This window comes from Bacteroides sp. Phil13 (genome assembly GCF_001940965.1).
GTDB classification, from domain to species: Bacteria; Bacteroidota; Bacteroidia; order Bacteroidales; family Bacteroidaceae; genus Bacteroides; species Bacteroides intestinalis.
On the sequence record NZ_MSHA01000103.1, the window covers coordinates 400,517 to 414,859 of the forward strand.

Annotated in this window: 12 protein-coding genes and 1 pseudogene; 4 read left to right on the forward strand and 9 right to left on the reverse strand. The window is 42.9% G+C overall.

Going from position 1 to position 14,343, the window contains the following annotated elements; all coding sequences use genetic code 11:
- Positions 1–25: 25 nt before the first annotated feature.
- The 7 genes from hisD to BWI44_RS21685 all read right to left on the reverse strand — a co-directional run bounded on the left by hisD (position 26) and on the right by BWI44_RS21685 (position 6,021).
- Entirely contained in the window at positions 26–1,306 is a 1,281-nt protein-coding gene (hisD, locus tag BWI44_RS21655; RefSeq protein ID WP_286816392.1) for a histidinol dehydrogenase, read from the reverse strand.
- Between the two features lie 246 nt (positions 1,307–1,552).
- The gene (hisG, locus tag BWI44_RS21660) at positions 1,553–2,407 is read right to left on the reverse strand and encodes an ATP phosphoribosyltransferase (protein ID WP_007217624.1); all 855 of its coding nucleotides are present in this window, start codon (positions 2,405–2,407) and stop codon (positions 1,553–1,555) included.
- Between the two features lie 278 nt (positions 2,408–2,685).
- Complete coding sequence (locus BWI44_RS21665) at positions 2,686–3,177, reverse strand: PaaI family thioesterase (protein ID WP_138291176.1); 492 nt, start codon at positions 3,175–3,177, stop codon at positions 2,686–2,688.
- A gap of 62 nt (positions 3,178–3,239) precedes the next feature.
- Entirely contained in the window at positions 3,240–4,808 is a 1,569-nt protein-coding gene (locus BWI44_RS21670; protein WP_286816395.1) for a hypothetical protein, read from the reverse strand.
- A gap of 111 nt (positions 4,809–4,919) precedes the next feature.
- Positions 4,920–5,360: an N-acetylmuramoyl-L-alanine amidase gene (locus BWI44_RS21675; RefSeq protein WP_118294530.1), complete on the reverse strand. Its 441-nt coding sequence runs from the start codon at positions 5,358–5,360 to the stop codon at positions 4,920–4,922.
- Between the two features lie 15 nt (positions 5,361–5,375).
- Positions 5,376–5,471, reverse strand: coding sequence for a smalltalk protein (locus BWI44_RS21680; RefSeq protein WP_021968155.1), 96 nt, complete (start codon positions 5,469–5,471; stop codon positions 5,376–5,378).
- Between the two features lie 64 nt (positions 5,472–5,535).
- On the reverse strand, positions 5,536–6,021 hold the full coding sequence (locus BWI44_RS21685; protein ID WP_007664074.1) for an HU family DNA-binding protein: 486 nt from the start codon (positions 6,019–6,021) through the stop codon (positions 5,536–5,538).
- Between the two features lie 185 nt (positions 6,022–6,206).
- Here BWI44_RS21685 and BWI44_RS21690 point away from each other — a divergent pair, with 185 nt between their 5' ends.
- The 4 genes from BWI44_RS21690 (at position 6,207) to BWI44_RS21705 (ending at position 9,462) form a co-directional block, all read left to right on the forward strand.
- Complete coding sequence (locus tag BWI44_RS21690; RefSeq protein ID WP_021968156.1) at positions 6,207–6,437, forward strand: DUF4248 domain-containing protein; 231 nt, start codon at positions 6,207–6,209, stop codon at positions 6,435–6,437.
- 81 nt (positions 6,438–6,518) lie between these two features.
- Positions 6,519–8,630 (forward strand): BT4734/BF3469 family protein, encoded by a 2,112-nt coding sequence (locus tag BWI44_RS21695; protein ID WP_286816397.1) that lies wholly within the window; start codon positions 6,519–6,521, stop codon positions 8,628–8,630.
- A gap of 131 nt (positions 8,631–8,761) precedes the next feature.
- Complete coding sequence (locus tag BWI44_RS21700) at positions 8,762–9,064, forward strand: type II toxin-antitoxin system HigB family toxin (protein ID WP_007664079.1); 303 nt, start codon at positions 8,762–8,764, stop codon at positions 9,062–9,064.
- A gap of 11 nt (positions 9,065–9,075) precedes the next feature.
- Positions 9,076–9,462, forward strand: a complete 387-nt coding sequence (locus BWI44_RS21705) for a helix-turn-helix domain-containing protein (RefSeq protein ID WP_007664081.1) — start codon at positions 9,076–9,078, stop codon at positions 9,460–9,462.
- Between the two features lie 378 nt (positions 9,463–9,840).
- Here the strand turns inward: BWI44_RS21705 and BWI44_RS21710 are convergent.
- A pseudogene (locus BWI44_RS21710) lies at positions 9,841–9,996 on the reverse strand (Fic family protein); the annotation flags it as partial.
- 30 nt (positions 9,997–10,026) lie between these two features.
- On the reverse strand, positions 10,027–14,265 hold the full coding sequence (locus BWI44_RS21715) for a protein NO VEIN domain-containing protein (protein ID WP_286816399.1): 4,239 nt from the start codon (positions 14,263–14,265) through the stop codon (positions 10,027–10,029).
- Positions 14,266–14,343: the final 78 nt, after the last annotated feature.

Consider the following 14,343-nt stretch of genomic DNA (forward strand, 5'->3'; position numbering starts at 1 on the left):
TCGTGTAATTCATGTAATTTGTATTCTATATTGTTTTTAATCTCACTGTTACCGCATTTTTGTGCGCATCCAGATGTTCGTTCGCCGCCATCTCTTCAATAGCAGGACCGATATTCCTCATACCTTCCGGACGGATTTCCTGAAACGTTATCTTGCGGATAAAGCTGTCCAGGCTCACACCGCTATAAGCTTTCGCATATCCGTTCGTCGGCAAGGTATGATTCGTTCCCGAAGCATAGTCTCCCGCACTTTCCGGTGAGAGTGATCCCAAGAAGACGGAACCCGCATTCACCACACGTTCTGCCACCTGCATATAATCCGCAGTTTCCACAATCAGGTGTTCGGGCGCATATTCGTTCGTCAGTTCGATGGCCTCTTCCATATCCTTCACCACAATAAGCTTACTGTTGGCAAGAGATTTCTCCGCAATTTCCTTACGGGGCAGAAGTTCCAACTGACGTTCTACTTCCTCTTTCACAGCCTGTTGCAAAGCCTCCGAAGTGGTAATCAGCATTGCCTGACTGTCCACACCGTGTTCAGCCTGGCTCAGCAGATCCGCAGCTACAAATACCGGATTCGCCGTTTCATCCGCCAGCACTTCCACTTCCGACGGACCAGCAGGCATATCAATCGCTACATCACGCAGACTGACCAACTGCTTCGCTGCCGTCACATACTGGTTTCCCGGACCGAATATCTTATAAACCTTCGGCACGCTTTCCGTTCCGTAAGCCATCGAAGCAATAGCCTGCACACCACCTGCCTTGAATATCCTGTTCACCCCTGCCACCTGTGCGGCAAAAAGAATAGCAGGATGCACCCTTCCTTCCTTATCCGGCGGCGTACAAAGCACAATCTCCTTGCAACCCGCAATTTTCGCAGGCACAGCCAGCATCAGCACCGTAGAGAACAGAGGAGCCGTTCCTCCGGGAATATACAATCCCACCTTTTCAATAGCCACCGCCTTTTGCCAGCACGTCACGCCCGGCATGGTTTCCACCTTCTTGCCCTCAAAGCGCTGTGCAGCGTGAAAAGTCTCTATATTCTGTTTAGCCAGGCGGATAGCCGCCTTCAGCTTTTCATCCACCAGCGTCTCCGCATCTTTCAGTTCCGCCTCCGTCACCGCCAGTGATGTCAGCTCCGCCTTATCAAACTTTGCCTCCATCTCCAGCACCGCACGGTCACCGTCCGACTTCACGCGGTCTATAATCTCCCGCACTGTATCGAACAGATTCTCAGTATTCATCACCGGACGTTTCAATATCTCCGCCCACTGTGATCTATCCGGATTATTTATTAATTTCATACCCTATTCCATTTTTATATTCATTCTACACCATCATCCCTACACCATCACCCCGAATGATCCCCCGGCCTCACTGCAGGAGCGTCAAACGCAGGTAGTATTTTCAGCGTCAAGAAGGGCAGGCTGTTTGAGCGTAGCGAGTTCCTGCCCTTTAGCTGAAAATGCTACCGGAGTAGCTCCGGAAGTGCAGCCTTGAGTTTTTCTTTTGGTATCTTTTCTTTTGTCTCAAGACAAAAGAAAAGTACATCACAATATCATTTTTTCAATCGGCAGCACCAAAATTCCTTCTGCCCCCAGCGACTTCAGTTTTCCGATAATCTCCCAGAAGCACTTTTCATCCAGCACCGTATGAACTGAGCACCAGCCCTCCTGTGCCAACGGCATCACCGTCGGACTCTTCATACCCGGAAGCACCTGGATAATCTCTTCCAAACGTTCTTTCGGTGCATTCATCAGCACATACTTCTTATCTTCCGCTGTCTTCACAGCATCCATACGGAAAAGCAACTCTTTCAGGATTTCCTTTTTCTCGTCACACAGATTCCTGTTACCAATCAGCAGTGCTTCCGATTTCATCACCACTTCCACTTCTCTCAACCGGTTGCTCACCAGCGTAGACCCCGAACTTACAATATCAAAAATCGCGTCCGCCAGTCCGATGCCCGGTGCCACTTCTACGGAACCCGTAATCACGTGTATCTCCGCACTCACATTCTGTGTTTTCAGAAATGTACTGAGGATACCCGGATACGACGTCGCAATCTTCCGTCCTTCAAACCACTGCACACCCGGATATTCGATATCCTTCGGAATTGCCAGTGACAAACGGCATTTGCTGAATCCGAGACGCTTTACAATCTCTGCATTTTCATTCTTCTCCACATATTCATTCTCACCTACGATACCTATATCTGCCACGCCTGTTGCCACTGACTGCGGAATATCATCATCACGCAAGAATAATACCTCTACAGGGAAATTAGACGATTGTACCAGCAATGAACGTTTCACTGCATTCAATTTGATATCCGACTCTCCCAGAAATGACATCGTCTCGTCATAAAGACGACCTTTAGCTTGTACTGCAATTCTTAATAACATAAGATTTATGATTTTTAATTTATGATTTATTCTTGAAAACAAAAAACGAGGCTTGCCATTATCCGGCAAGCCTCGTCATTTATATGTTTATTCATTATGCACATACAATCATACGCCTACCGATTATTCGTCAGGTAATGATGATGGTGATGATGTGCAACAATATTTTTCATACAATTCTTTTGTTTTGATGCGACAAAAGTAAACTATCTGTTTGAAACTTCCAAAGATTTATCACAAAAAGTTTCGTTTTCCTATCATTTTCTTAGTTTCATCAATCAAATCAGCGGCAAAATTTCCTCCTTCTCCACATCGCAGTGATGAAAGTGCATTTCCTGTTCCGCCTTCTCCTTCGGGAAAGTGAAGTAAGTGCATACCGCCTCCGAGCACACCTCTCCCGCCTCATTATAAAGTTTCGCGTCGATAATCACGATATTTCGCTTCTGCTCGCGTATGGAAGCCCGCAACACTACATGTGAGTCTGTAGTCGACACCGGTTTACGAAAACGAGTTTCCATCTTCGAAGTCACCCCGCTTGTCTGCAACTTACGCACTACCACCCATCCGCAAATTTCATCCAGCAACACCGACTGAATGCCACCATGCAGCGTATTCAGCCAACCCTGATACTCAGGACGCGGTTTCCAGAGGCTTACCACCTCATCGCCATCCTCGTAAAACTCCATTTTCACACCGGACTCATTATTGGGAGCACAACCGAAACAATTGTATCCTTCCAAATCTTTCCACGGGTTAATAATCTTCTTCATACAATTTCGTTTTTATTTTTAATGGGTACGCGGACGACGCGAATAAAGCGGACGAACGCGGATTAATTATAATATGTATATTCACGCTCTTCGTACACCACAGGCACATCGTCTATATACTTAATTCTGATTTTCCAGTTCCCCTGATCGTCATTATGGAATTTATAGACATATTTCACTTCTTCGGTTTGCCCTTCCGGACGCTCTGTTCCGGAAATCAGTTCCCCTTTGGTATTGTACCGGTACGTATGCTGGCTTTGAGGTGTACCATCCGGTGAAAAATATTCCTCGAACACTACACGCCCCTGAAAATTATAGCCTCTCCGGACAGAGCCAACCGAATCAACTCCTTCGGGTTGCAACAGCACTTTCCGCTCTATTTGCTGCCCATAGGAATCATACATATAACGGAACTCACTGCATTTTGTTCCATTCGTCAGGTAACCGGCTTCCTGTACCATATTACCTTCTATGTCGTAGCGAAATATATCCCGTTGCATAATTTCACCCTTATCATCCAGTATCGAACAATGTCTGAGACGCCCTTCTTTATCATATCCATAATTCTTGTTTACCGTCAGTACCCCCGCCGGTGTATAATGGCTTTCTTTCAACAAATTCCCAGTCTCATCATATTCATACTGAATCTTTTCCCGGCATACTCCCGCTTCCGTAAACCGTTCCTCTTTTATTTTCCGTCCGTTTTCACCAAACTCGTAAACAAAGAACTGTCCTTTCTTCTCTCCCTTATCCACAGCCTGCGGACCTTTGGCGATAGCAACGTACGACCTTTGCTGTACCTTCTTCAATTTACCGCGCACGGGTATTTTCTCCCAGTCATTTCCACCGTCTGCATACTCTATATCTCTACGGATAATGAAATTCGGTTCTCCATACTCATTGCAACCTTCAAAACGCTCTGTCCAGTTACCCGCTTCATCTATCTTCCGAATCGGATTCTTCTGATTATCCTCTTTTACCACCCGCATCTTCCCGAACCGTAGTGCGCCCATTCTTTTCAGAGTCAGTGTATCCCAACTTTCAACCCGGTATTCTCCCACACGTTCCATATTTCCATCCGAACCATCTATCAGGATTACTTTTTCCGGCATTCCCTCCGCATTGTACAGCACTTGTCTGCCCCATGACCTGTTTTTCACATAGTCTTTGGAGTACTTTTTCAACACCTTTCCCGCTTCATCGTACAGCGCAGAAACAATCTGAAGCGTATCTTCCTGCCCGTTCATAGAGACAATGCTATTCAAACGCCCCTTTTCATCATACGTATAATTCCAGCAATCGCTGACTCCCCTGTCCGCAGTCGCATAAATCTCGCGCGACACCTGTCCGGCAGAGTTATACACATACACCAGCTTGCCATGCGGACTGCCATCCGGCTTCAGCCTGTTCTCTACCATCGTACGGCCTTTGCTGTCATACTTCACGAATGTGATATAATCCACCACCTTACCGGTCACCCACACAGTGTCCTTCAGTAGCGGCTCATACACCACCGTACGTATGTTTTTAATGCCCGGCTGATCCTGGGCGCGAAGTGCAGTCGAACCAGCTGCCAACAGAAGAAGCAAACCCAATATTTTACATCTCTCAGAAATAAATCGGTATCTCATATTCAATAGTGTTTTTCAATATGTTGCCACAAATGTAACAATACTTCGGCACGCACAAAAAAAGGCGGGGAGTTTTTTACTCACCCGCCTTCATTCAAACGTTGCCTAAACCTAAAATTCCGCATTTACGTCAAAACAAGGGCACTCTTTCGTCCTTTCCCAAGGATCTACAATACCGTTGTAGTTTCTATCAGGGCTCAGATCCCGGTGCCCCACCACCCGAGCCTCCGGATAACTCTGCAAAAGGTCCGCCACCAGTCTGTGCATCGCCTCTTTCTGCCGCAAAGTCCGCGTGTCGGCGGGACGTCCGTTCACATCCAAACCGCCCTCATAACACACTCCCAGACTGTTTGCATTGTATCCGCGGGCATGCGCTCCGGGCACATCTTCCGGTCTCATCAACTCCACCTGTCCCGACTTTCGGATATAATAGTGATACCCCCACGATGAAAAGCCCCTGTAACGGTGCGCCGTATCCACGTCCTGCGCACTGAAATCACTGTCCGCCCTTGTGGCGGAACAGTGAATAATAATCAGATCGATCTTTCTCATAACCGGTATGTCCATTTATATCGTCATAGCATGTGCGCTCAGCGCACCCAACAAAGCAGAAGCCATCGCAATTACAATTTTCAATACCGTATCCCAAGTAATCTTCTTCATAACGATCAGTTTTTAGTGATTGATTTTTTTATTCTTTAATTTCTAACACCTCTGGCGTTAGAATCTATCCCAACGGATCATCTTCAATTCCTCCGTCACCACTGCCGGAGCCTCCTCCCTCCGAACCATTGCCGCCCGAAGCCGAACCCTGCAAACTCCGGGTCAGCACACGGGTATACGCCATCGTCTTGGCAATATCCGTCAATCCCTTGCCCGGGCGAAAGTTCACTCGTGACTTCTTGATCATAGACGCAGTAAAGTCTTCCGCTTTTTCCACCCCCTTACTGCTGAGTCCCATCTGCAAGGAACCCAAATCTCCCAACCTCACGATGCGTCCCGCTTTCAGTGCACGTTTCGCTTCGTAAATGATGCCCGCCAATGCAGCACGTACATCAGTTTCCGTACACGTGGTACGTCCCGTTATCGCCTCGCACATTTCGTCGAAGTCCAACTCGCCTGAAGCTTGCGCCAAGGCATAATACTTACTCGGCTCATCCTTCTTAGAAGGATTTTTACGAGCCACCACCGAATAATTCATGGATGTTGCCATATCGATTAAATTTTAAAGTGAGTGTAAACCATCTATTTACACTGCAAATATACCAGATCGAAGGTACCCCTCAATCGCCAATGAAGTTTTACGAATATTATTGAAACAAACACATCCCAAAACTTTTACAGACCGTTTATTTTCAGTAAATTTACATCATATAAACAATCAATAAATACCAAAAAATGAAAGAAGAAAAAGGCACTTTCACAGTGCGCAGTTACACTAAATCGGAACTCGCTCATCTCTACAATCCACAACTGACCCTTAAAAATGCCACCCAAGTACTTCGCCGCTGGATACTCCACAACGCCGAACTGCATGCTGAACTGATTCTGTTGGGTTATCAGGACCGGAACCGTATTCTCACTCCCCGACAGGTAAAAGTTATAGTCGACCATCTGGGCGAACCTTAAACTTAACTTTACGTGAAAAGCAAAAAGTTACTCCCCGTTATCGGACACATTCGTTAATTTGCATCAAATTTTTTATAAACAATGAAATATTCGTATTATCAAAACAAGAAAAAACCGCCTGTCGGCGAAGTAACCGACGAAGAAGGGGTCAACATCATCCGCCACGATGAAAAACTGGCACACATGACCCTTGACATCCGACAGCACCTCACTGCCAATGACATCGCAACCGCTGATTTCATAAAAGGAGAACTCCCCTCCGTCACCTTCTCCGCCCGCTTCATAGGTGGGCGCCGGTATGACAAACTCATAGAGTACAACGGAGAAATCCCCATCGACCTCGACAAGAAAACTCCCGAAGAACTGGCACGCATTTCAGCAGCCGTCACGGGAAGTCCGTTCACCCATATCAGTTTCACCAGTCCGAAAGGCAACGGCTATAAACTAACCGTACAAACCAGCCTGCCCGACGGCACCCTGCCGCAGTCTCCCGAAGAAGTGCGCAACTACCATGCCCACGCTTACGACCAGGTTGCTGCACTCTACGAAGAACTTTGCCAAACGGATATCGACGAATCGGGCAAAGACATGACACGCATCTGTTATCTGCCCCATGATGAAAACGCCTACTTGAATCCCGCCCCGCAGTTTCTGATTGTCGACCTCAACCGTCCGCTCAGAGAGAAGAAAAAGAAAACTCCCGGACGAAAAAAGGCTGCCGCAGCAACGACAGATACCACCCGGTGCAAAAAGCCTTCGGACAACATCTCTTATCCCCAAAGCGAAAGCCGCTCCCTGCTTGCTCTCCTCCTTTACTACCACGATCACAAAAACAAGTACGAAGAAGGCAACCGCAACAACTATCTGTTCCGGCTGACCTGCACATACAACGCTTACGGCATCCCAAAAGAAGAAGTCGCCCCTTTCCTGCGCCTCAACTTCACCGATATGCCGCCCGAAGAGATAGACTCCCTGACGGACAGCGCTTATCAGCATACGGATGAATTTAACACACGCAAGTTGAGAACCTCGCAATGGAACTTCCTCCGCATCGGACAGTATATCAACAGTCATTACGAAACGCGCTACAACCAGATGAAGCACCGCATGGAATGCCGCAAAAAGGGTGAAGATGATTTCGTCATGCTGGATGACATGGTAAGTAACAGCATCTGGATGGAACTGAACGAAGCCGGTTATCCTTGCAGCGTCAAGAACATGGAGAACCTGATCTACTCCGATTTCAGTTTCTCCTACCACCCCATCCGCGAATATATGAATCATCTGCCTCCATGGGACGGCATCGACCACATAGGCTGCCTTGCCGAAAGCGTCCACACCATCCCCGCCCAGAGAGAATTCTGGCTGAAAGGTTTCAGGCATTTCCTGGTAGGTATGGTAGCCGCCGCCACGCAAGAAGAGGTAGTGAACCACCTTTGCCTCCTGCTATGCAGCAAACAGAACCTGGGAAAAACCACTTTCATCAACAACATTCTGCCACGTGAGTTGCGAACCGATTATCTCAGCACCGGCATCATCTCCGCCGGAAACAAGGACGACCTCTCCCGCATGTCGGAATATATGCTTATCAACTTCGACGAATTCGAAGGCATGACGGGGCATGAACTAAGTCTGCTGAAGGACCTCATCACCCGGAAGTTCATCAGCATCCGCCTGCCTTATGCCCGCCATACCCAGAACCTGCCGCACTGGGCTTCCTTTGCCGGCACCTGCAACTATCCGCAAGTGTTGTACGACCCCACCGGCAACCGCCGTTTCCTCTGCTACGAAATTGAAAAGATCGACCGCCTTGATATCGACTATCCACAGCTTTATGCCCAGATCAAGCATCTGCTGGACAGTGGTTACCGCTACTGGTTCGAAGCCTACGAGAACGATGAGATAGAGCTCAACAACAAGCCTTTCCTCTTCCAGACTCCCGAAGAGGAAATGGTACTGACGCACTTCCGCAAACCGGAACGTTTCGAGAGTTTCAAGTACATGACGGTAAGTGAAATGGCGGAGGAAATCCGGAACAGAACCGGCTATCAATACAACCATGCCGGAAAGATTCTGATAGGAAAGATCCTCACCAAATACGGTTTCCAGTATGTGACAAGCAAGAACATGAGGCGCTACGAGGTGATACTTCTGGAGGCGGAAAGTGTGAGAAATAATCAGTTGTATCAATAAAGATATACCATTAACCGGATATGTACATCCATAGATGAACCGTTAAATAATTCCCAAAAAGAGAAGAAAAAGAAAGAACAACTTCTCTTTTCGGGAATTATTGACTATATTTGTACTTAAATAAAGAAAACATGAATATTACAGGATCTGAAAAGTTTGAGAAATTCTGCAAAAAGCACAATGATGCACAAACTGCTTTAGAGAAGTGGGTTGAAGAGGTAACAAAAGCTTCTTGGAAGAATCATAACGAATTGAAAAACGATTATTTGTCTGCGGACTATGTAGGGAACAATCGTTATGTATTCAATGTCAAAGGCAATAAATATCGCCTTATTGTTTTGGTTGTATTTTTTGCAGGAAATATCGATATTCGTTTTGTTGGAACCCATTCAGATTATGATGCAATTGATGCAAATAAAATAAAAACTATATAGGAGGCATATATATGAAGATTAAGACAGAAAAAGAATTCCGCGCTTATCAAGCAGAAATGGAAAGCATTATCACTAAAGGTACATCTTTAGGTGATATGGAATTATTGAGTGAGGAAGACAAAACAAAATACATAGCCCTCTCTCAAGCCATCAGCGAATGGGAGGCTGCCTATCATCCACTACCCGGAAGAGTTTCAACTTTGATTATTGATGCTATTCGGGCAAAAATGGAAGCGAATAACTTAAAGCAGAAAGAAACAGCTAAATGTCTGGGAATATCAGAATCCAGAGTCAGCGATATCCTGAATGGTCGTCGTTCATTGAATCTTAATATCGTGAAAAGGTTACGTGATAACTTAGGCATACCGGCTGATTTCATCTTAGATAATATTTCATAAAGTGAAATCATTCTACACTTTCAAACGCATCGAATGGTTAGGTCGAAGTGGGTTATTTCTATAACTTCCCGAATATGTTTAACTATAGTAAGTAATCACTTTCTATTTTTATCTTCCTCACAAAAGTTTTAGAAAGTAACCTATCTCTACCTAACCATCCCAATAAAAAAGACATCGTTACCATTATTCATAAACAAAAAGTATGATGAAATAAAAGCCTGAGAAACAGAGTTCAAAAAGTTGGCGGAAAGTCTCAAAAAAGCGGCGAAAAATTTGAAAAATACCACCATGTTTTCCAAATCTTTCGCCACTTTTTACTATAACCTCCTTATGAGATTTTCTCTATAATTCTTTAACTGTTATGCCAAAACTGCGGCAGGATTGTTCGTATACTGCTTTCAGATCTAAGTTCATCAGTTGTTCAATCACAGAACGACCTTTCGCACTAATGCCTTCATCAAACAGAAGTTGATTTTCTATTTCAGTGACGGTAGATCCTTCAATAACTGTTGAATGGGTAATAAGAGAATACATACAGTTACAGTATACGAGCATAGAGATTTCCTATTCTTTAAACCTTATCTCATAACTTTTAGTTACTGCTGAAAAGCGTTTATTATTCAAGAGGTCCTCCCCTTCTTCAAACATAAAAAGATTTCCAAGATATTTGATTCTTCTTAGTTCTTCATTTAGCGTGTTAGTCACAAAAATAATATGGTAAAACTTCTTCTCCTGCTTGGCTTTTTCTATCTCCGGTATCGTTATTTCAAAACAATTCTGATTATCTGCTTTTCCCTTAACCTCAACGAAATTTTTATTTCCAGTTCTGTCAGTATATTCGATGTCATACCCCAATCCATCAGTCCCATGCGGATTGTAACCAGAATAAGCAGGTTCGACACGGGCAGCATATCTTGATACCCATTTAACATTTTCTATGTTCTGATCTTCCTGCAATTTCTCATAAACGATCATTTCAGCTACCATTCCTATGATTAGCTTCTGCCTATTATTCTTTTGCCCATCATATTTGAAAGAGCCATCGCCTGTTCCATATTGCTTGCCTGTTAATTGCATTTTTTCCGGTACACGACTAGGTTTGATATTCTCAATAACTGGCTTGCATTGATTAGCATATTTCATAGCTACCTGTTCCGGAGGAAGCTGTAATTCTTTAGTAGATATATTTTCTCCCTGCTCTATTAGCCATTGCTTCATTTCCACTTCCGGATACAGATGCAGATTAATCTGCTCTCTTGACATGCCAAGTTTGTGAAATAAAGAAGATAACAGCGGAACATTTTCGTACCGATTGATATTATCAAAATTAACTTCTTCATTTATCTTTCTTACAGTCTCAAGTTCCAATCCCGCCAATGAAGCTATTTCTTTTATATCGACCGTATCATTCACAATAATCCGATCAAAATTAGGTATTTTTTTTGTGATAAAAACAGCTTGCCAGAACTTCTGTAGCTGGGTAAAATCCGAAGCATACAGTATTTGCCGGATTTCCTCTATCCGAGTAACTGATATGTCATAGTCTGCAAGGTAATCTGCTTTATTTTTTGATTTTATAAATTTCCACAAATCAATATTGAATCTTTTTAAATCACGATCCAGCATACTCATAAACAATTCTGTCAAACAGGCAGCAATAAGTTTCGGTTGCCTTAAACTGTCGTTCTTAATATGGAGAATAAAATTTCTTCTGGTTTTCTCAATATAATAATCAGATTCAATAATCAAACCAGACAGTTCGCCAACAAATATTTCGGTCTCTACTTTTTCTTTTTTCCAGACCTCTACAAGCTTCAGCGCTTCAAGGTATGAAGACATAGAAATATCAAAATTATATTCCAGCAATGCAATTGCTGGCGGCAAGTCAGTAAAAAACTCTATTAAAAAAAATTCCTTTAAGGCAGGAGATTCAACTAAGTTTTTAGTTATTGAGTTAGAAAAACGTCTCCCTATTTTTGCCGCAATTTTCCCAAATGTATTCCTATCCCGATTGGTGAAATGCGGTTGTATTTCTGCTCGGACAGATTCAGGTAACAAGTCATAGTTAAGTTTATCGTCAATATAATAGATATTTTCCGGATACTCCCATTTTGACCTTCCAATGGTTTCATTAATGGCCAACATAGGTGTATTGCAAATTGTCCTCACCTCATTATCCGAAATCTCATTCTTGTCATAGAAATCGAAAACCTTACTTAATATGCGATTATAGAAATCTGTAAAGTCCTTCCCTTCAGGTATATATTTATGGTATCTATTATAAATATGTTTGAGAAGCCGATTAAAATTATCCACAGTATTTCCATCCAGATGACATAACCCCACCGACTCTATAAAATCACGGTTATTTTCAAAATCAATTGGAAACAGCCTGAGATATTTAGATATAACTTTATTATGAACTTTTGAAATATCAGCTAAACGCATTCCTACAATATACGCCAGTGAATACACTTTTTCATCGTCATCCAAGACAATCCACCGTATCCTGGACAATTCTTCGCAAAATGATGAAAATTTCATTATTGCAGAGGATTGGGCATCGTGCTTATAGCTAAAACCATTGGAATATTTCATTTTAGGCAACCACGTAGCGCTCATAAGAGACTTATAAAGTTCCCAATTTTCTACAATAGTATCAGTAAACCATTTTGTATACTTTACGGGTTTGTCCAGCATACGGTCATTCTCAATATAAAAAGGCGTATCATTAAGGTGCGTGTTACGCTGGATATGCTTCACCCGGATATTACCATCTCCACGGGATGCGGTCTGCACATCACTGCTGATATAAAATGCCGGTATCTCCCATACTCCACACAACTTAAGGAAATCTTCGACACGATTTTCCGCTTCTATTTCTTCCTTTCCCGGTTCCTCTTGCTTAAATACGGTTTCATCAACAAAATAGCCCTCAGGATATAATTCCCGCAATTCTTCTTTATCAAAATAGACCGGATGCTTAAAAGGTGATACCCAATCTTTTTGGCCTTTGACAGGAAGCTGTATCTTTTCTTTTATATCCAGCTCGGATCGTGCATCTTGTGGGTTCAGATGATAGATAGCATTCAGTATATCTACATTAGGAACAGTCTTTTCATCGAATAATTTTAGCAACCTTCGGATCAACTCATTAGTATTAAACTCTTTCACCGCAATACGTGTCTCTCTAATTTCGAGTTTTATACCATTATGCATAAAGTGCACATACTTCTGGATGCTGGCAGGTAGTGAAACCGGATTCCTCCGCCCCCCATAAAAAACATCCTCTTCGTCGGATATCAATTTCCAGTGATTGGTCAACAATATCCTCTTGCCTGAGACATTTAAATCTTTATGTCTATCAATATATCGGTAAAGATTCTGAAAAAAGTCAAGATTCTTAGATTTTGCCTGTTTTTTAGCCTCCTGCTCGATGCCACTGGCAATATCTTCATAATTTAAGTAATATATATCAAACTCAGCTCTCAGCCATTCAACAACAGGGGCCGACCCAATATAGATAATTGGTTTACCATCAAACCGATCATCAGGAAAAAGTCCTTTATCGAATCCATCTGCAACAATCACTTCTGATGTTTTATAATATTTCCGTGAGTGTTGATCATAAATGAATTTTTGCCCCTTCAACGTCTCAACCAGTCCATCATAAAGTTCTTCCAGTCCGGCGTCTTCATTCCTTTTAAAACAAAGAATTTCGTTTGTATTGTATTTTCCCCTCTTTAATAATTTCAGCATACCACTCCCAATATACTCACCTATTTTACGAAGCAGGTATTGGTTCAAAGATGACTTGCGAAGCCGTGTTCGTTCCGGATTAACTAAAAAATAACTATGTATCATAAAGCGAAAGCCGGAACGAATATTGAGAGGGTAAAACAAGTACAGTTTTGCATTTGCATCAGGTACAAATAAATTCTTCTCATCAAGTTCAAGCACAATATGAATATCAATAGATGTGCTATTACTGTATATTTCCTTTTCTTTTCCTTCAAGACTATTCAGAATATCGTCAGGAAGAAAGTTTTTTTCATTTGGGACGTAATACCTGAATCGGTTCAGTATTTCCTTACCATTATCAACAACTATAAGATTTTTCCGGATATCCTTCTGGATATTATATATCGTCCTTTGAGTTGGAGTTGTAAAATCTACTTTCTGTATGTTACCCAACAACACAAGTTGCCTGGCTTTAATTTCTCCGAAATCAGCACAAATTTTTTCTTCTGCAAAACTTTCTTTAAGAGGAAGTTCAATCTTTGTGAGAATACCTTTCTCGCGCTCTTCGCTTGTCAATGCTCTTGAACGGTAATGAGGGAAAAAGAATAATGGCAATTGATTTTCAACAAGGTTACTATTATACTGACTCAGCACTTCCATCGTAAGCTTCCTATCAAAATATATAGCCCCTTCAGTGGTAACGATACGAGGTGTATCTGAAACTTCCAGCGTCGATTTAAAACCAATACCTTTGAATCCAATAAAGTCTAGGCTTTGTTTCGGACTCTGCCCAATGGAAGTGATCGATGCAATCCCCTCCTCACTGAAAGGAGCACCTGTGTTTGCTATTGACAGTACATTGTCTTTAAGTTCAATATAAATATCCCCCTCTTGTGATGCCTCCTTGTTGGCGTCTCTCACATTTTGTATTAATTCGAAGAAGTAACGACCTTCATACGCTTGTTGAAGATATTTTTCTGCTTCACAGATGGTTTTCAGTCCCCGTTCAGAATTCCTACAGGAATCTTCAAACAATGATAATGTTTTTTCCTTTATACCCATAAAACCAGTTTGTCTCAAGATTTATTTTCCCCTCACGACTATTCCACAAGATTAACTAACGAGGCAAAGATAATAAAA

Excerpts from the sequence above, each read along its gene's own strand:
- hisD (WP_286816392.1), bottom strand. The coding sequence starts at position 1,306 with ATGAAATTAATAAATAATCCGGATAGATCACAGTGGGCGGAGATATTG.
- hisG (WP_007217624.1), bottom strand. The coding sequence starts at position 2,407 with ATGTTATTAAGAATTGCAGTACAAGCTAAAGGTCGTCTTTATGACGAG.
- BWI44_RS21665 (WP_138291176.1), bottom strand. The coding sequence starts at position 3,177 with ATGAAGAAGATTATTAACCCGTGGAAAGATTTGGAAGGATACAATTGT.
- BWI44_RS21670 (WP_286816395.1), bottom strand. The coding sequence starts at position 4,808 with ATGAGATACCGATTTATTTCTGAGAGATGTAAAATATTGGGTTTGCTT.
- BWI44_RS21675 (WP_118294530.1), bottom strand. The coding sequence starts at position 5,360 with ATGAGAAAGATCGATCTGATTATTATTCACTGTTCCGCCACAAGGGCG.
- BWI44_RS21680 (WP_021968155.1), bottom strand. The coding sequence starts at position 5,471 with ATGAAGAAGATTACTTGGGATACGGTATTGAAAATTGTAATTGCGATG.
- BWI44_RS21685 (WP_007664074.1), bottom strand. The coding sequence starts at position 6,021 with ATGGCAACATCCATGAATTATTCGGTGGTGGCTCGTAAAAATCCTTCT.
- BWI44_RS21690 (WP_021968156.1), top strand. The coding sequence starts at position 6,207 with ATGAAAGAAGAAAAAGGCACTTTCACAGTGCGCAGTTACACTAAATCG.
- BWI44_RS21695 (WP_286816397.1), top strand. The coding sequence starts at position 6,519 with ATGAAATATTCGTATTATCAAAACAAGAAAAAACCGCCTGTCGGCGAA.
- BWI44_RS21700 (WP_007664079.1), top strand. The coding sequence starts at position 8,762 with ATGAATATTACAGGATCTGAAAAGTTTGAGAAATTCTGCAAAAAGCAC.
- BWI44_RS21705 (WP_007664081.1), top strand. The coding sequence starts at position 9,076 with ATGAAGATTAAGACAGAAAAAGAATTCCGCGCTTATCAAGCAGAAATG.
- BWI44_RS21715 (WP_286816399.1), bottom strand. The coding sequence starts at position 14,265 with ATGGGTATAAAGGAAAAAACATTATCATTGTTTGAAGATTCCTGTAGG.